17 protein-coding genes are annotated in these 17,130 nt (G+C 74.2%); 12 read left to right on the top strand and 5 right to left on the bottom strand.

Annotated elements, in window-relative coordinates; all coding sequences use genetic code 11:
* Both DLJ47_RS10585 and DLJ47_RS10580 read right to left on the bottom strand, forming a co-directional pair.
* Nucleotides 1–581: zinc ribbon domain-containing protein (locus DLJ47_RS10585; protein ID WP_146228069.1), on the bottom strand; the 581-nt coding region annotated here is incomplete at its 3' end.
* Entirely contained in the window at nucleotides 578–1,159 is a 582-nt protein-coding gene (locus tag DLJ47_RS10580) for a hypothetical protein (protein WP_146228068.1), read from the bottom strand. The genes DLJ47_RS10580 and DLJ47_RS10585, both read right to left, overlap by 4 nt.
* A 327-nt stretch (nucleotides 1,160–1,486) precedes the next feature.
* On the opposite strand from DLJ47_RS10580, the gene DLJ47_RS10575 reads away from it, so the two are divergent.
* Nucleotides 1,487–2,557: a DUF4037 domain-containing protein gene (locus DLJ47_RS10575; protein ID WP_109899870.1), complete on the top strand. Its 1,071-nt coding sequence runs from the start codon at nucleotides 1,487–1,489 to the stop codon at nucleotides 2,555–2,557.
* 13 nt (nucleotides 2,558–2,570) lie between these two features.
* Here DLJ47_RS10575 and DLJ47_RS10570 read toward each other — a convergent pair whose 3' ends face one another.
* Nucleotides 2,571–3,839, bottom strand: a complete 1,269-nt coding sequence (locus tag DLJ47_RS10570) for an MFS transporter (RefSeq protein ID WP_109899869.1) — start codon at nucleotides 3,837–3,839, stop codon at nucleotides 2,571–2,573.
* An 89-nt stretch (nucleotides 3,840–3,928) separates the two neighbouring features.
* Between DLJ47_RS10570 and DLJ47_RS10565 the strand changes: the two genes are divergently transcribed.
* The 4 genes from DLJ47_RS10565 (at nucleotide 3,929) to DLJ47_RS10550 (ending at nucleotide 7,786) form a co-directional block, all read left to right on the top strand.
* Nucleotides 3,929–4,846 (top strand): winged helix-turn-helix transcriptional regulator, encoded by a 918-nt coding sequence (locus tag DLJ47_RS10565; RefSeq protein ID WP_109899868.1) that lies wholly within the window; start codon nucleotides 3,929–3,931, stop codon nucleotides 4,844–4,846.
* Nucleotides 4,847–4,908: 62 nt separating this feature from the next.
* Nucleotides 4,909–6,024, top strand: a complete 1,116-nt coding sequence (locus DLJ47_RS10560) for a M24 family metallopeptidase (RefSeq protein ID WP_109899867.1) — start codon at nucleotides 4,909–4,911, stop codon at nucleotides 6,022–6,024.
* Nucleotides 6,021–7,163 (top strand): acyl-CoA dehydrogenase family protein, encoded by a 1,143-nt coding sequence (locus DLJ47_RS10555; protein WP_109899866.1) that lies wholly within the window; start codon nucleotides 6,021–6,023, stop codon nucleotides 7,161–7,163. The genes DLJ47_RS10560 and DLJ47_RS10555 overlap by 4 nt, the downstream gene beginning before the upstream one ends.
* 116 nt (nucleotides 7,164–7,279) lie before the next feature.
* Nucleotides 7,280–7,786 carry an Lrp/AsnC family transcriptional regulator gene (locus tag DLJ47_RS10550; protein WP_088993780.1) on the top strand — a complete coding sequence of 169 codons (507 nt, stop codon included), beginning with the start codon at nucleotides 7,280–7,282 and terminating at the stop codon, nucleotides 7,784–7,786.
* On the opposite strand, the gene DLJ47_RS10545 is transcribed toward DLJ47_RS10550, so the two are convergent.
* Nucleotides 7,716–8,327: a histidine phosphatase family protein gene (locus tag DLJ47_RS10545; RefSeq protein ID WP_088993781.1), complete on the bottom strand. Its 612-nt coding sequence runs from the start codon at nucleotides 8,325–8,327 to the stop codon at nucleotides 7,716–7,718. The genes DLJ47_RS10550 and DLJ47_RS10545 overlap by 71 nt on opposite strands.
* A gap of 162 nt (nucleotides 8,328–8,489) precedes the next feature.
* Between DLJ47_RS10545 and DLJ47_RS10540 the strand changes: the two genes are divergently transcribed.
* Nucleotides 8,490–8,672: a CsbD family protein gene (locus DLJ47_RS10540; RefSeq protein ID WP_109899865.1), complete on the top strand. Its 183-nt coding sequence runs from the start codon at nucleotides 8,490–8,492 to the stop codon at nucleotides 8,670–8,672.
* A gap of 483 nt (nucleotides 8,673–9,155) precedes the next feature.
* On the opposite strand, the gene DLJ47_RS10535 is transcribed toward DLJ47_RS10540, so the two are convergent.
* Nucleotides 9,156–10,562, bottom strand: a complete 1,407-nt coding sequence (locus DLJ47_RS10535; RefSeq protein WP_109899864.1) for a KamA family radical SAM protein — start codon at nucleotides 10,560–10,562, stop codon at nucleotides 9,156–9,158.
* A gap of 139 nt (nucleotides 10,563–10,701) precedes the next feature.
* Between DLJ47_RS10535 and kdd the strand changes: the two genes are divergently transcribed.
* The 6 genes from kdd to DLJ47_RS10505 form a co-directional block, all read left to right on the top strand.
* On the top strand, nucleotides 10,702–11,763 hold the full coding sequence (gene kdd, locus DLJ47_RS10530; RefSeq protein ID WP_109899863.1) for an L-erythro-3,5-diaminohexanoate dehydrogenase: 1,062 nt from the start codon (nucleotides 10,702–10,704) through the stop codon (nucleotides 11,761–11,763).
* 5 nt (nucleotides 11,764–11,768) lie between these two features.
* A complete protein-coding gene (locus DLJ47_RS10525) occupies nucleotides 11,769–13,337 on the top strand; it encodes an amidohydrolase (protein WP_109899862.1) in 1,569 nt (522 codons plus the stop codon).
* Nucleotides 13,338–13,397: 60 nt separating this feature from the next.
* Nucleotides 13,398–14,960: a lysine 5,6-aminomutase subunit alpha gene (kamD, locus tag DLJ47_RS10520; RefSeq protein WP_109899861.1), complete on the top strand. Its 1,563-nt coding sequence runs from the start codon at nucleotides 13,398–13,400 to the stop codon at nucleotides 14,958–14,960.
* Nucleotides 14,957–15,754, top strand: a complete 798-nt coding sequence (gene kamE / locus DLJ47_RS10515; RefSeq protein WP_109899860.1) for a lysine 5,6-aminomutase subunit beta — start codon at nucleotides 14,957–14,959, stop codon at nucleotides 15,752–15,754. The genes kamD and kamE overlap by 4 nt, the downstream gene beginning before the upstream one ends.
* Nucleotides 15,751–16,143, top strand: a complete 393-nt coding sequence (gene kal / locus DLJ47_RS10510; RefSeq protein ID WP_109899859.1) for a 3-aminobutyryl-CoA ammonia lyase — start codon at nucleotides 15,751–15,753, stop codon at nucleotides 16,141–16,143. Before kamE ends, kal begins: the two co-directional genes overlap by 4 nt.
* On the top strand, nucleotides 16,140–17,130 hold a 991-nt coding region (locus tag DLJ47_RS10505; protein WP_109899858.1), incomplete at its 3' end, for a glutamate mutase L. The genes kal and DLJ47_RS10505, both read left to right, overlap by 4 nt.

The following is a 17,130-nucleotide window of genomic DNA, read 5'->3' as shown; positions in this document are numbered from 1 at the left end:
GGCCTGCGCGGGCCAACTGATCCTCGCGCCGTCCGGGGTGGGCGGCGGGGGTCACGTCGGGACTGGCCGGCACCGGGCCGGTGCCGGCCGGCTCGACGGTGCGTGACCACCTCAGGCAGCACAACGGCTGTGGGGGTGGTGGGTCCGCCGCCCGGGGTGCGGGTGGCGATGGTGGCCGCCGCGACGAGGTCGCGGTGCCCGGAAAATGCGCAGTGCGGGCAGGACAGGGCACGCCCACGCGGTTTCGGCACCCGCCGGTGGCAGGTGGGGCAGGTGGAAGAGGTGCCGCGCTCGTCGACCAGCCGGACCGTGATTCCGGCCAGGGCGGCCTTGTCGGTCAGCACCTGCAGGAGCCGGCCGATCTGCCACTGCCGTAGCCGCAGGTTGTGCCGCCGCCCCGCCGGCAGGTCGAGCACGCCGCGAGGGTCGCCGACGTGCAGCACCCCGACCCGCCGCTGCTGCGCCCAGGAAACCACGGCGGTGGCGGCCTCGTGCTGGGCTTGGCGGACCCGCCGCCGATGCCGGCCCTCGACCAGCCGGGCCCGGCGCCGGAACTTGCGCCACCGCCGCGACCCCTTCACACCCGGCCGGGTGCCCGGCGGGCGACGGCGCGGCGGCGGGCCTTGGTGTCGGCAAGATGCATGCGATGCTCGGCGCGGATCGCCCGCCCGGACACCAGCAGCCCCTCACCGTCCGGGCCGGCCACCGCGAACGGGTGGATGATCCCCAGGTCCACGCCGGCCACTCGGGCCGGATCCGGCTCCTCGCCCGGCGGGTAGGTGGCGATCGGGACTTCGGCGGTCACGTCGAGGAACAGATGGCCGCCCTCGGACAGCAGAGTGATCGAGCGGACCTGCTCCACCGGATACGGCAACTGCCGCGCCAACCGCACCCACAACGACGGGCGGCCTTTGCCGGCGGGGATACGCACCCGCCGCCCGTCGATCCTGAAGGTGCCGTGATACCAGCGCACCGGCACCAACCGGCGCCGCCGACGCGGAAACCGCGCCGACCCGTCACCGGCGTTGCGGCGTTTCGCCGCCGCGAACCACGCATCCGAAAACCGGCGCAACACCGACCGGGCACCCGTGGAATCCAGGTCATCGAAGGTGCCCGGCCCCGAGGCCGCCAACTCCCGGCACAACCCCTGATAGCCCACCAACGGCGCGTACCCGCGGCGACGCCGCCACGAGTTGACCTCCAACACGCACGCCCACACGTCACCGGCCGAGCGCAGCAGCCCGAAACACCGCCGCCGCTGCCCCGACGTCACCCGCAACGCCACCCGCGCGGTGCGATGCACCACCCGAGGCGCGGCAGGATCAGGACGACGTGGCATAAGGCCAACCCAACACCGCCGGTACGACATTCCCCCGCCAGCGGCAAACCCGGCGAACGTTAGTGGACACCGCACTAGCGAGGGACCGGCGGCGGCATGCCGGAACCGGGATGCGGCCCCGCCGGTGGCGGGCGCAGACTGCTCGACGTGGCTTTCCTTCCCGGCCTGACCCTGGCCCGCCGGTTCCACGACGAGGTGGTGGCCCCGGTCCTGCGCCGACACTGCCCGAGCCTGCGGTACGCGGCCGGACTGCTCGACGGCGGTTCGGAGCTGCTCGGCCTGGACACGACCCGCTCGACCGATCACGACTGGGGACCCCGGGCCCAACTCTTCGTCGCGGCGCGCGACGCCGACCGGATTCCCGAGGTACGCGCCGCGCTGGACGCCGACCTGCCGGCGGAGTTCCTCGGCTGGCCGGCCCGGTTCGCCGGCGCGGACGCCCGGCTGGGGGTCGCCGACCGGGCCGGCACCCGGCACGGGGTGAGCGTCCACGAGCTGGGCGACTGGTGGCACGCCCGGCTGGGGTTCGACCCGGCGGCCGGGGTGGGCGTCGCCGACTGGCTGGCCACCCCCACCCAGCGGCTGGCCGAGCTGACCGGCGGCGCGGTCTTCCACGACGGCCTCGACGGCGCGCTCAGCGCGGGCCGGGCGGCCCTGACGTGGTATCCGGACGACGTGTGGCGGCACGTGCTCCGCGCGGGGTGGACCCGGATCGCCCAGGCGGAGCACCTGCCGGGCCGCTGCGCCGAGGTCGGCGACGAGTTGGGCAGCCGGACCGTCACCGCCGGGCTGGCCCGGGACCTGATGCGGCTCGGCCTGCTGACCCGGCGCCGGTGGCCGCCGTACGACAAGTGGCTGGGCACGGTCTTCAGTCGGCTGCCGGACGCGGCGCCGGTGGCCGCGGCGCTGTCCGACGCGCTCGGTCCGGGCGACTGGCCGCGGCGCCAGGATGGGCTGGTCCGCGCCCTGGAGGCGGTGGCCGACTGGACCGACGCCACCGGGTTGGCCGACCCGGTGCAGGCCCGGGCCAGGCCGTTCCACCGCCGGCCCTTCCTGGTGCTGGACGCCGGCCGGGTCGCCGCCGCGCTGCGCGCCGCCATCGTCGATCCGGCGCTGCGGGACCGCCCGCCGCTCGGCGCGGTCGATCAGTACGTGGACAGCGTCGACGTGCTGACCCACGCCCTACGGGCCCGCCGGGTGTCCGGCGCGCTGGACTGACTCGGGCGGTGGGTCAGCGGCCGGCCGGCACCGGGACGGCGGGTCGGTCGTCGGTGTCCCGGTCGTGGTCGGTGAGGTCGCGCAGCCGGCGGACGGGGGAGAGCAGCAGCACCAGCGGCGCGCCCACGACCGCACCGGCGAAGATCAGCAGCGTGACCCGGGCGCCGAGGCCGACGGCCAGGGCACCGGCGACCAGCCCGCCGACCGGGATCGCGCCCCAGGACACGAACCGGACCGTGGCCATCACCCGGGACAGCAGGTCGGGCGGGCTGGCGATCTGCCGGTAGGTCCGGGTGGTCACGCTGAGGACGACCACCCCGACGGAGAAGACCACGTTGCCGACCGCGAAGGCCGCGTACGCCGGCCAGCCGGTGCCCAGCGGGACGACGAACGCGCCGCCGACGGCGACCACGCCGGCGATGACCAGTGCCCGGGCGGTGCCCAGCCGGGCGGTGATCCGAGGGGTGAGCGCGGCGCCGAGCAGCGAGCCGACGCCCTCGACGGCGAGCAGCACACCGACCAGCCCGGCCGGGGCGTGCAGCTCCCGGACCAGGTAGAGCGGGTAGAGCGCGTGCTGGGCGCCGCAGACGAAGTTGATCGCGGTGGCGGCCCACATGCTGGGGCCCATCACCGGGTGGTGGGCGACGAAGCGCCAGCCCTGCCGGATCAGCTCGCCCATCGGCGGCCAGCGGTCCGGCGTGTCCGCGCGGCGGGCGGGCAGGGTCCGCAGCAGCACCGCCGAGACCAGGTAGCTGACCGCGTCCAGCAGCAGGGTCGGCACCGCCCCCAGCGCCTGCACGGCGAGGCCGCCGAGGGAGGGGCCGCTGAGCTGGGAGGCCGCGTAGGTCGCGGAGGTGAGGCTGTTGCGCGCGTGCAGTTGCTCCCGCTCGACGATGCTCGGCAGGAAGGTGGAGTTGGCCACGTCGAAGAGCACGTTGGCGAAGCTGATCACCAGCGCGGTGACCACCAGGTGGGCGACCGTCAGGTGGCCCCACCACCAGGCGAGCGGGATCGACGCGACGGCCGCCGCGCGGGCCAGGTCGGCGCCGACCTGCGCGCCGCGCAATGGCAGCCGCTGCACGATGACGCCGGCCGGTAGGCCGATCACCAGCCAGGCCACGTAGTTGGCCGCGGCGATCAGGCCCATCTCGAACGCGCTGGCGTCCAGCACGGTGAGCGCGGTCAGTGGCAGCGCCACCGCGCCGACCGCCGACCCGACCTGGCTGGTCGTGCCGGCGGTCCACCAGCGCCAGAACACCCCGGCTCGCTGCCCGACGCCCATGCCGTCCGCCCCCGTTTCAGCCGAGCCAGTCAGTTCCAAACTGAAACGGACTATAGTCGGGGCGACGGCTACCGGTGAAGGGGTGGGGTGTGCGGCGGGCCGACCTGACGGACGCGGACTGCGGCATCGCGCAGGCGCTCGGCGTGCTCGGCGACTGGTGGACCTTCCTGATCGTGCGCGACGTCGCCGGCGGGACCACCCGCTTCGACCCGCTCCAGCGGGCGCTCGGGGTGAGCCGGCGGGCCCTGGCGGAGCGGCTGGCCGGGCTGGTCGAGCACGGGGTGCTCCAGCGGCGGCCGTACTCGCAGCACCCGCCGCGCTTCGACTACCTGCTCACCGCCAAGGGCGAGGCGCTGCTGCCGGTGCTGATCGCGTTGCAGGACTGGGGCACCCACCACGTGATGGGCGACGGTGACGTCACCGCCACCGCGGCTGCGGACTCGGCCGAGGCGCGGCGGGTGCACGAGCTGGTCGGCCGGCGGTTGCCCGAGGTGCTGCTGCCCGGGCCGGACGGCCGGCCGGTGGCCCCGGCCGGGGGCGAGCGCTGGACCGTCCTCTACTTCTTCCCCGGCGCCTTCCCACCCGGGGTGCCGGCGCTGCCGCCGGGCTGGGGCGAGATCCCGGGCGCGCCGGGCTGCACGCTGGAGTCGACCACGTACGCCGCCCGGGCCGCGGACTTCCACGCCGCCGGGGCCCGGATCGTCGGGGTGAGCACCCAGCGCCCCGACCAGCTGGCCGACTTCGTGGCGTACGCCCAGCTTCCCTTCCCGCTCCTGTCCGACCAGGACGGCCGGCTCGCGGCCGGGCTGCTGCTGCCCACCTTCCGGGCCGGCGGGGTCGAGCGGTTCAAGCGGCTGACCCTGCTGGTCGATCCGCGGGCGGTGGTGCGCGCTGTGCAGTTCCCGGTGACCGACCCGGCCGGCTCGGTGGACGAGATGCTCGACCTGCTCCGCGGCCGGTTCGCCGGGCCCACCCCGGCCGGCGAGCCGGCGGCCGGGATGGGCTGACGCGGGCTTTCCCGGTTGCGGGGCGGCTAGGGCGGCGCCCGAACGAGCGTTAAGCTGACCGGGTGGGAATCGACGAGCTGTACCCGCCGGACCGGCTGGCCGCCGCGCAGCGCGCCACCGCCGCCGCCGGCCTGGCCGCGCTGCTGCTCACCCCCGGCTCCGACCTGCGCTACCTCACCGGCTACGACGCGCACGCGGGGGAGCGGCTGACCTGCCTGGTGCTGCCCGCCGAGGGCGAGCCGACGCTGATCGTGCCCACCCTGGAGCGCCCCGCCGCCGAGGCGTCGCCGGCCCCGGCCACCGGGGTGCGGATCGTCGACCACGCCGACGGCACCGACCCGTACCCGCTGGTGACCGCTGCCCTCGACGGGCCGGTGGCGGCGGTCGGGCTGGCCGACCGGATGTGGGCCGAGCAGGTGCTCGCGCTGCGCGCCGCGCTGTCCGGCGCCGAGCAGCGGCTCGCCGGCGAGGTGCTGCGCGAGCTGCGGATCCGCAAGTCCCCGGCGGAGGTCGCCGCGCTCGCCGAGGCTGGCGCGGCGATCGACGCGGTGCACGAGCGGATGGGGGAATGGCTGCGCCCGGGGCGCACCGAGGCCGAGGTGGCCACCGACATCGCCGCGGCCATCCGCGCCGCCGGGCACGTCACCGTGGACTTCGTCATCGTCGCCGCCGGGCCGAACGGCGCCAGCCCGCACCACGGCACCTCCGACCGCCCGATCGGGGCCGGTGAGCCGGTCGTGGTGGACATCGGCGGCACCATGCCGTCGGGCTACCGCTCCGACTGCACCCGCACCTACGTCGCCGGCGGCCCGGCCCCGGCCGAGTTCACCGAGTACTACGCGGTGCTGCACGCCGCCCAGCGCGCGGCGGTGGCCGCGGTGCGCCCCGGGATCACCGCCGAGGCGGTCGACGCCGCCGCCCGCGAGCCGATCGCCGCCGCCGGCTTCGGCGCCGCGGTCCTGCACCGGACCGGGCACGGCATCGGCCTGGACGGGCACGAGGAGCCGTACGTGGTGGCCGGCAACCCCCGGCCGCTGGAGCCCGGCATGGCGTTCTCCATCGAACCCGGCATCTACCTCGCGGGCCGACACGGCGCCCGGATCGAGGACATCGTCGTCTGCACGACGGACGGCGTCCACCGGCTCAACACCACCCCCACGGAGCTCATCGCGCTATGACAGTCGACCGGATCCTCCCCACCGACGAGGCCCACGACCTGCTGGACCTCGCCACCGAACTCGCCGACCGGGAGCTCGCGCCGCGGGCCGCCGGGTTCGAGGAGCGCGCCGAGTTCCCCCGCGAGGTGCTGCGCACCCTCGGCCGGGCCGGCCTGCTCGGCCTGCCCTACCCGGAGGAGTACGGCGGCGCCGCGCAGCCGTACGAGGTCTACCTCCAGGTGCTGGAGATCCTGGCCAGCCGCTGGCTCGCGGTCGCCGAGGCGGTCAGCGTGCACACCCTGTCCTGCTACCCGGTGGCCGCCTTCGGCAGCGACGAGCAGCGCAAGCTGCTGCCCGACATGATCGGCGGCGAACTGCTCGGGGCGTACTGCCTCTCCGAGCCCCAGGGTGGCTCGGACGCCGCCGCGCTGAGCACCCGGGCGGTCCGCGACGGCGACGCGTACGTGGTCTCCGGCACCAAGGCGTGGATCACCCACGCCCGGGTGGCCGACTTCTACAACATCTTCTGCCGCACCGGCGGGCCCGGCCCGAAGGGCATCTCGTGCCTGCTCGCCGACCGCGGCACGCCCGGCATCCATCCGCAGGCGGCCGAGCGGACGATGGGGCTGCACGCCTCCCCGGTGGCGCAGATCGCCTTCGACGACGCCCGGGTTCCGGCCGACCGGCTGATCGGCGGGGAGGGGATGGGCTTCACCATCGCGATGTCCGCCCTGGACTCCGGCCGGCTGGGCATCGCCGCGTGCGCGGTGGGGCTGGCCCAGGCGGCGCTGGACTACGCGGTCGGCTACGCCAAGGAGCGGCGGCAGTTCGGCCAGGCCATCATCGACTTCCAGGGGTTGGGGTTCAATCTCGCCGACCTGGCCACCCAGATCTCCGCGGCCCGGGCGCTGACGCTGGCCGCGGCCCGGCTGCGGGACGCCGGCCGGCCGTACTCGATCGAGGCGGCCAAGGCGAAGCTCTTCGCCACCGACGTGGCGATGCGGGTGACCACCGACGCGGTGCAGGTGCTCGGTGGCGCGGGCTACGTGGCCGACCACCCGGTGGAGCGGTACATGCGGGAGGCGAAGGTGCTGCAGATCGTCGAGGGCACCAACCAGATCCAGCGGCTGGTGATCTCCCGCGCCCTGGCCAAGGGCTGACCCGGTCGACAGTGGGTGGCGGCGCCGGTGCGGTGGGTCGACCGTACCGGCGCCGCCGCGGCCGTCCGGCGGCCGCGTCGTCGCCGTCCGGCGGTTTTCCCGGTAGGTTGCACGCCGTGGAGGAGATCGACCGTGCCATCGTCGCAGCGCTGACCGCTGACGGCCGGCTGTCGTACACGGATCTGGCGGAGAAGGTGGGCCTGTCGGTCTCCGCCGTGCACCAGCGGGTGCGCCGGCTGGAGCAGCGCGGGGTGATCAAGGGGTACGCCGCGCGGGTCTCCTTCGAGGCGCTGGACCTGCCGCTGACCGCGTTCGTGGCGATCCGGCCGTTCGACCCGTCGCAGCCGGACGACGCGCCGGAGCGGCTGGCCCACCTGCCGGAGATCGACTCCTGCTACTCGGTGGCGGGGGAGGACTTCTACCTGCTGCTGGTGCGGGTCGCCAGCCCGGCGGACCTGGAGCGGGTGCTCCAGGAGATCCGCACCGCGGCGAACGTCACCACCCGGACCACGGTGGTGCTCTCCACCCCGTACGAGGGGCGGCCGCCGAAGGTCAGTGCCGAACTCCCGACGCGGGCACGGTCCCGGGTGCCGGGAGAGGTGGCTGGTTCCAACGCCGGATGACCTGCCGGCCGTGCTCGTGGCCGAGGGTGCTGACCGTGGCGGTGTCCAGGCGCAGCCGGCCGCCGGCGGCGGGGGGCAGGCCGATCCAGCGGGCGCCGGCGACCCGGAGGCTGTGCCCGTGCGCTACCAGCGCCACGTGACCCTTGTCGAGCAGGGGAGTGACCCGGGCGAGCACCCGGTCGAGCCGGGCGCCCACCTGCTCGGGTGACTCGCCGCCGGGGCAGCCGTCGGTCCACAGGTACCAGTGCGGGTGGTCGCCGCGGATGTCGGCGCTGGTGCGGCCCTCGTACTCGCCGTAGTTCCACTCGGCGAGGTCGTCGTCGGTCGCGGTGACGGTGAGGCCGGCCAGTTGGGCGGTGCGTACCGCGCGCTGCCGGGGGCTGCTCAGCACCGCGACGAACCGCCGGTCGGCCAGGAACGCGCCGACCATCCGGGCCTGTCGCTCGCCGTCCGGGGTGAGTGCCAGATCGGTGTACGAGGTGTGCCGGTGACTCGCGCTCCAGGTGGTCTCGCCGTGCCGGATCAGCAGGATCTCGCCCATTAGTCCAGTTAACCAGTCACCGGTCTCCCATGTTCACCTAGTGTCCTAGGATGCCCTAGCGGGTGTGCGGTGGACGACCCACGTTTCCACTCACCAAGCCCGGGCATGCTCCGGGTCGAGGGGCCGGTTCGGCCCCGGATCGGCCGGAGCAGAGGAGGCGACATGGGCTTCACCGACAAGGCGAAGAGCAAGGTCGAGCAGCTGGCCGGCGCCGCCAGGGAGCGGATCGGCGACGAGCGGATGCGCGGGGAGGGCGGCTCGCGGCAGCGCGACGCCCAGCCCGGTCAGGCCGGTGAGCAGGCCAAGGAGGCCGGCCGGAAGCTGCGGGACGCCTTCACCAGGTGACCCCACCCGTCGTGGCGGCCCCCGGCGTCACGCCGGGGGCCGCCACGCGTCCAGCGGCGGAACGCCGGCACCTGCCGCCCGGCGGCTGTTCGCGGGCGGTGGGTGCGGGTCGCACCGTGTACCGCCGCGAGGGGCCGCGGGGCCGTGCGGTGGTGGTCCCCGCGGCTGATCCACTCCGTCTCCGGCATGTCGCGGTATCCGCGACGCCCCGATGCCCCGATGTACGGGAAGCGGAGTGGATCACGCGGCCGTCTGGGCGTGGTCGCGCAGGTGGGGCAGCTCGACAGTGCCTCCGGTGCGGCAACCGCCTGCGGGGCCCGGTCACCGACCCCGCCCGGCCGGGGTCGTCGGGGTGGTCGGGGCTGCGGAAGAGGGCCGGGTGGCCCAGGGCGCCGGCCGGACCGTCGGGACCCCGGGGCGGTGGATACGGCGCACCCCCGCCGTCGGGGTGGTGACGGTGGGGGTGCGTGGGACGCGCAGCGGTCAGTCGTTGCGGTGGTCGGCCCACCACTGCTGGCCGGACTCGGGCAGGGTGTCGATCGGGTCGTAGTAGGCGTAGCGCTTGTTCAGCGCCTCCAGGTCGGCCGACTCGATGCTGGTGCGGTAGTTCTTGGTCCAGTACGAGATGCCGCGTTCGCGGTCGTACTCGGTGAGCATGTGCACCCAGCGCTTGCCGACGAAGGGGACGTCGCAGACGATCCGCGGGGTGGCGTAGCCGGGCAGGTAGCCCATGATGTCGTGCTGGAGCTGCTGGGCGTGCCAGACCGGGACCCGCCAGTGCTCGGCGTTGGGGATCATGTCGCACATGTAGAAGTAGTACGGCAGGATGCCCGCCTCGCCCTGCAGGGCGAAGCAGAGGTCGAGCAGGTCCTTGCTGGTGGCGTTGACGCCGCGCATGAGCACGCCCTGGTTGCGTACGTCGCGGACGCCGACGTCGAGGGCGGTCTGGGCGGCCTTGGCGACCAGCGGGGTGAGCGACTGGGCGTGGTTGACGTGCGTGTGGATGGCGAGGTTGACGCCGCGGCGGGCTGCGGTGCGGGCGACCCGTTCGAGGCCCTCGACGACGTCGGCCTGGAGCCAGTGCTGCGGCAGGCCCATGAGGGCCTTGGTGGCGAGCCGGATGTCGCGGACGGTCTCCAGTTCGAGCAGCCGCATCAGGTAGGACTCGAGGTTGCGCCACGGCACGTTGGCCACGTCGCCGCCGGAGACGACGACGTCGCGGACGCCGGGGTGCGCCTTGAGGTAGGTGATGTGGGCGTCGTAGCGGTCGACGGGCTTGAGGGTGAGCTTGAGCTTGTCGACGGCGGGGGTCGAGTTGCCGACCAGGTCCATCCGGGTGCAGTGGCCGCAGTACTGCGGGCAGGTGGAGAGCAGCTCGGCGAGGACCTTGGTGGGGTAGCGGTGGGTGAGGCCCTCGGCGACCCACATGTCGTGCTCGTGCAGCGAGTCGCGGCTGGCGTAGGGGTGTGAGGGCCAGTCGGTGCGCCGGTCGGACGCGACGGGGATCATGTAGCGCCGCACGGGGTCGGCGAGGAACGCCTCGGTGCTCATCGGCGCGAACGGGACCATGGTGTTGAGCATCTGCGGCGGCACCAGCATCGACATGGTGGCCAGGGCGGCCTGGTCGGCGGCGAGGTCCTCGTAGAAGGTCTCGTCGACGAGGTCGCCGAGGACGGCGCGCAGCTGCTTGATGTTCTTGACGCAGTTGACGCGCTGCCACTGGGCGGACTCCCACTGCTCGCGGGTGACGTGGCGCCAGCCGGGGAAGCGGGTCCAGTCGGGTTCGACCAGGGGTGCGCGGCGGTATTCGTAGGGCTGTCCGGCGGTGGGGACGGTGGCCGGCGTGGGGCGGGGCGCTGGGATGGTCTCCACCGGTTGGGTCTGGGTCACGGCCCCTCCTCGTATGTGCGATGATCGGCGGCCTCGAAGGCTACTGGAAAATATCCGGCGAAGAAATTAGTCTGCCGGAAGTTTTCCCGCTACGCGAGCCCTGACCGGGGGTTCGGGCGGTTGGACAGGGGAGGTCGGCGTGACGTCACCGGTGGGTCTGCACCGCGTTGTGGAACCGGCGGGGGTGCTGCCGCAGGCGGCGTGGCGGCTGGACGCGTCCCCGGAGATCGCGCCGAACGAGGTGCGGATCCGGGTGGAGCGGCTGAACCTGGACGCGGCGAGCTTCCGGCAGTTGTGGGAGAAGCACGGCGGCGACGGCGACGCGGTGCGCGCCGAGGTGTTGGAGATCGTCTCGACCCGGGGGAAGATGCAGAACCCGGTGACCGGGTCTGGCGGCATGCTGATCGGCACGGTGGACGAGGCCGGGCGGCGTTCGCCGCTGGGGCTGAAGCCGGGGGAGCGGGTGGCGACGTTGGTGTCGCTGACGCTGACTCCGCTGGTGATCACCGACGGGTTGGCCCGGTGGGACGGGCGCAGCGAGCAGGTGCCGTGTGACGGGTACGCGGTGCTGTTCGCCCGGTCGATCGCCGCGGTGCTGCCGGACGACCTGGATCCGCAGCTGTCCCTCGCGGTGTTGGACGTGTGCGGGGCGCCGGCGCTGACCGCGCGGGTGGTGGCGCGGTACGTGGCCGACCGGGCGCGCGAGGGGGATGCCCGGCCGGTCAGCGTGGCGGTGATCGGTGGGGCGGGCAAGAGCGGGTCGCTGTCGTTGGCGGCGGCGCGGCGGGCGGGCGCCGCCCGTACGGTCGGGGTGGTGCCGGTGGCGGCGGAGCGGGACGCGCTGACGGCGGCCGGCCTGGCCGACGTGGTGGCGTTGGCCGACGCCCGGGATCCGGTGGCGTTGTCGCAGGCGGTCACGTCGGCGCTGGGGGTGCCGGCGGACGTGACGGTGGTCTGCGTGGACGTGCCGGGTTGTGAGCACGGTGCGGTGTTGGCGACCGCCGACGGCGGCACGGTGATCTTCTTTTCGATGGCGACGAGCTTCTCGGCGGCGGCGTTGGGCGCGGAGGGGTTGGCGGCGGACGTGACGATGCTGGTGGGCAACGGCTACGTGCCGGGGCACGCGGAGTTGGCGTTGGGTCTGCTGCGGGGCGAGCCGGGGGTCCGGGCGCTGTTCGAGTCGCGGCTGGCGGCAGACTGAATGCCATGACGAACCCCTCGACCCTGTATCGCGGTGGGCTGCTGCACTGCCCGGCCGACCCGAGCGCGACGGCCCTGCTGGTCACGGACGGCAAGATCATCTGGCTGGGGACGGACGCGGACGCGCCCGCCGCGGACCGGGTGGTGGACCTGGACGGGGCGTTGGTGACCCCGGCGTTCGTGGACGCGCACGTGCACGCCACGGACACGGGGCTGGCGCTGTCGGGGTTGGACCTGTCGGGGGTGCGGTCGGCGGGGGAGCTGCTGGACGCGGTGGCCGGGTTCGCGGCGGGTCTGCCGGCGGACGCGGTGGTGCTGGGGCACGGCTGGGACGAGTCGTCCTGGCCGGTGCCGGGGTTGCCGGATGCGGGGGAGTTGGACCGGGCGGCCGGTGGCCGGCGGGTGTACCTGTCGCAGGCGTCGATCCATTCGGCGTTGGTGTCGGGGGCGCTGCTGGCGGCGTGTCCGGAGGCGGCGGCCGCGGCCGGGTACGACGGGTCGGGGTGGCTGCGCCGGGACGCGCACCATGTGGTGCGGGCGGCGGCGTTCGCCTCGGTGACCCGGGCGCAGCGGGTGGCGGCGCAGCGGCGGGCGTTGGCGCACGCGGCGTCGTTGGGGATCGCGGCGGTGCACGAGTGCGGTGGGCCGGAGATCTCCGACGAGGAGGACTTCACCGGGTTGCTGGGGATCTCCGGTGCGGGGTTGCCGGAGGTGTACGGCTACTGGGGTGAGCTGGGCGGCGCGGCGCGGGCGCGGGAGTTGGGCGCGGTGGGCGCCGGTGGTGACCTGTTCGCCGACGGGGCGTTGGGGTCGCGGACGGCGCACGTGTCGCGGGACTACCTGGACGGTGACGGCGGCTGCGGGCACGGCTACCTGAGCGTGGAGCAGGTGCGCGACCATCTGGTGGACTGCGCGGCGCACGGGTTGCAGGGCGGGTTCCACGCGATCGGGGACGCGGCGATCGGCACGGTGCTGGCGGGGTTCGCGGCGGCGGCCGAGCGGGTGGGCACTGATCGGTTGCGGGCGGCCCGGCACCGGGTGGAGCACGCGGAGATCATGAACAAGGGGCTGATCGCCGGGTTCGTGGAGTTCGGGATCGTGGCGAGCATGCAGCCGGCGTTCGACCGGTTGTGGGGCGGCGCGGGCCGGATGTACGAGTCGCGGTTGGGTCTGGACCGGTCGTTGGCGTCGAACCCGATGGGGTCGATGCACGCGGTCGGGGTGGCGTTGGCGTTCGGGTCGGATTCGCCGGTGACGCCGCTGGACCCGTGGGGTTCGGTGCGGGCGGCGGCGGCGCACCACAACCCGGCGCAGCGGATGAGTGAGCGGGCGGCGTTCGCTGCGCACACCCGGGGTGGTTGGCGGGCGGTGCACCTGGACAACGAGGGGGTGCTGGCGCTGGGTGCGCCGGCGACGTTCGCGGTGTGGTCGACGCCGGCGGGGGTGGACCGGGGGTTGCCGGTGTTGCAGGCCGACGACCCGGAGGCGCGGGGTCCGCAGGATCCGACGCCGTTGCCGGTGTGCCGGCGCACGGTGCTGCGCGGTGAGGTGATCTATGAGGAAGGGTCTGCGTGAGCGAGCGAACCATCGGTACGGCGCGGGTGGCGCCGTCGCCGGGCGTGGCGGGGTGACGGCGTGACGGGCAAGCTTGACCTGGATCCGGCGCTGGTGGCGCGGGCGCGGGAGTTGGCGCGTCGCGCCGGGCAGCCGGTGGTGGAGTTGGCGCGCAGCCACACCACGGTGTCGGTGGAGCGGGCGGTGTTGCGGCTGGCCGGGGTGACCGGCGCGGACCCGGACGGCATTCCGTGGGTGAACCGCCTGGTGGACGCGGTGGTCGCGGACGTGGGGTTGGGGCACGGGGTGGCGGCGCCGGTGTTCGACGCGCTGGCGCGGGAGCAGATCAGCGACGTGACGTTGCTGGCGCAGAAGGCCGCCGCCGGGTCGGTGCGGTTCGAGCTGCCGACCGGGAAGGCGGCCACCGTGGCGCGGCGGGCGGCGCGGAAGGCGGTCGCCGCGGGCATCCGGCGGATCGACCGGCGGCGGGCCGAGCGGGAGCGGCTGGTGAAGCGGTACGGGGATGCGCCGCGGCGGCCGTGGATCTACCTGATCGTGGCGACCGGGGACATCTACGAGGACATTCCGCAGGCGCAGGCGGCGGCGCGGGCGGGCGCGGACGTGATCGCGGTGATCCGGTCGACGGGTCAGTCGTTGTTGGACTACGTGCCGGAGGGGGCGACCCGGGAGGGGTTCGCCGGCACGTACGCCACGCAGGAGAACTTCCGGTTGATGCGGGCGGCGTTGGACGTCTCGTCGAAGGAGCTGGGCCGGTACGTGCGGCTGACGAACTACGCGTCGGGGCTGTGCATGCCGGAGATGGCGACCCTGGCGGGTCTGGAACGCCTGGACATGATGTTGAACGACTCGATGTACGGGATCCTGTTCCGGGACATCAACCCGGTGCGCACCTTCGTGGACCAGCGGTTCTCCCGGCAGGTGCACGCCCGGGCGGGGATCATCATCAACACCGGGGAGGACAACTACCTCACCACCGCCGACGCGGTGGAGGAGGCGCACACGGTGACGGTGTCGCAGCTGCTCAACGAGTACTTCGCGCACGAGGCGGGGTTGGCGGACTGGCAGTTGGGGCTGGGGCACGCGTTCGAGATCAACCCGGAGCTGCCGGAGTCGTTCCGGCTGGAGTTGGCGCACGCGTTGCTGGCCCGGGAGTTGTTCCCGGACGCGCCGTTGAAGTGGATGCCGCCGACGAAGCACATGACCGGGGACGTGTTCCGCGGCAACCTGCTGGACGGGTTCTTCAACCTGGTGGGCACGATGACCGGGCAGGGCATCCTGCTGGTGGGGATGATGACCGAGGCGGTGGTGACGCCGTGGTTGTCCGACCGGGACATCGCGCTGCAGAACGTGCGCTACGTGCTGGGCGCGGCCGGCGGGTTGCACGAGGATTTCGTGCCGGCGCCGGGCGGGTTCATCCAGCAGCGGGCGAACCGGGTGCTGGGCGAGGCGGTGGAGTTGCTGGAGCGCATCGGTGAGCAGTCGCTGTTGACCGCGATCGCCGAGGGCACGTTCGGGATCATGAAGCGGCCGGCGGACCGGGGCAAGGGTCTGGACGGGGTGGCCCGGCACGAGGCGGACTACTACAACCCGGCCACCGAGATCCTGGAAGGGGACGCGGCGTGAGCGGCGTCGAGGTCGGCGCGGCGGCGCCCGGCGGCGGGGCCGCCGAGAAGAAGATCGTCCGGCCGTACGGGGACACCACGGGTGACGGCATGGTGCAGGTGTCGTTCACGTTGCCGGTGCCGCACGACAAGCGGGCCGAGGGCGCGGCGGTGCAGCTGGCGAACAAGATGGGCATCGACCCGGCGATGCTGGTGCACGCCAAGCAGATGGGTGACGGGTTCACCTTCTTCGTGGTGTACGGGCGGGTGAACCACCTGGTGGACACCTCCGCGGTGCAGGTGGTGGAGCGGGACTTTCCGCTGCTGAGCGCCAAGGAGGTCAACGCGGTGGTGAAGCAGCGGTTGCGGCGCAAGCTGTCGGTGGTGGGGGCGTGCATCGGCACGGACGCGCACACCGTCGGCATCGACGCGATCCTCAACGTCAAGGGCATCGCCGGGGAGAAGGGCCTGGAGTACTACCGGGAGTTGACGGTCACCAACCTGGGCGCGCAGGTCAGCGTGCCGGAGTTGGTGGAGGCGGCGCGGGTGGCGAAGGCCGACGCGGTGCTGGTGTCGCAGGTGGTCACGCAGCGCGACGCGCACCTGCACAACACCCGGGAGATGTCCGCGGCGTTCCGGGAGGCGATGCCGGCGGGGAAGCGGCCGCTGCTGATCGTCGGCGGGCCGCGGTTCGACGAGACGATGACCGAGGAGCTGGGGGTGGACCGGATCTTCGGCCGGGGCACCACCCCGGGCGAGGTGGCCAGCTACCTGGTGCACGCCCTGATCACGAACAGGAAGGCGGCGAGGGCATGACTGATTCCCGGGTCGGGTTGACCGTGACGCACCGGCGGTACGTGCCGTACTCGCACGCCCACTACGCCGGGAACCTGGTCGACGGGGCGTACGCGCTGGGGCTGTTCGGGGATGTGGCCACGGAGGTGTGCATCCGCACCGACGGCGACGAGGGGTTGTTCGCGTCCTACTCGGACGTGCAGTTCACGGCGCCGATGAAGGCCGGGGACGTGTTGGAGGTGACGGCGACGGTGACCCGGGTGGGTACCCGCAGTCGCACCGTGGACTTCGTCGCCCGGGTGGTGTGCCGGGGCCGCCCGGACCAGGGCGAGTCGGCGGCGGAGGTGCTCGCCGAGCCGATCGTGACGGTCACGGCGACCGGCACGGTGGTCGTGCCCGCCGCGTCGTGACCCTGGCGGTCTGCGCCGACGTCGGGTCCACGTACACGAAGGTGGCGGTGGTGGACCTGGACGCGGCGGCGTTGGTCGCGGCGGCGTCGGCGCCGACCACTGTCGGCACGGACGTGCTGCACGGCCTGGACGCGGCGGTCGCCGCGGCCACCGCCGGGCTCGGGGCGCGCGGCGCGCCGTGGTACGTGTGCTCGTCGGCCGGGGGTGGGCTGCGGCTGGCGGTGGTCGGCTATGAGCAGTTGGTGACCGCGCAGGCCGGCCGGCGGGTCGGTTTGTCGGCGGGCGCGAACGTGGTGCACGTGGCCGCCGGGCGGCTGGGTGCGGCGGAGCTGACCGGGTTGCGGGCGACCCGCCCGGACGTGGTGCTGCTGGTCGGCGGCACCGACGGCGGGGACGGCGACACGCTGACCCACAACGCGACCCGGCTGGCCCGGGCCCGCTGGCGGCGGCCGGTGGTGCTGGCCGGCAACGCCGACGTGCGCGACGAGTTGCACGCCCTGCTCGCCGGGGCGGGGGTGCCGGTGACGGTGGCGGAGAACGTGCTGCCGCGGATCGGGGTGCTGGCGCCGGCGGGTGCCCGGGCGGCGATCCGGGAGGTGTTCCTGCGGCACGTCATCGGCGGCAAGCGGCTGTCGCGGGGGTCGCGGTTCGCGCGGTTGGTGCGCGCGGCCACCCCGGACGCGGTGCTGACCGGGGTGGAGGTCCTCGCCGATGCGACCGGTGGTGATCTGGCGGTGGTGGACGTGGGTGGGGCGACCACCGACGTGTACTCGGTGCTCACCCCGGACGAGCGGGACAGCGGGCCGGGCCGGGAGGTCGCCGGCACGCTGTGGCGGGCCCGCACCGTGGAGGGGGACCTGGGCATGCGGTGGTCCGCGCCGGGGGTGGTGCGGGCGGCGGCGGAGGAGCGGCTGCTGGCCCCGGGTGAGCAGGAGACGTTGGCGGCGGCCGCGGCGGCGCGGGCCGCCGAGCCGGGCCTGCTGGCCG

Origin of the sequence: Micromonospora sp. S4605 (assembly GCF_003176715.1) — a bacterium.
Taxonomy (GTDB): Bacteria; Actinomycetota; Actinomycetes; order Mycobacteriales; family Micromonosporaceae; genus Micromonospora; species Micromonospora echinaurantiaca.
This window is presented reverse-complemented; position numbering and strand designations above follow the sequence as displayed.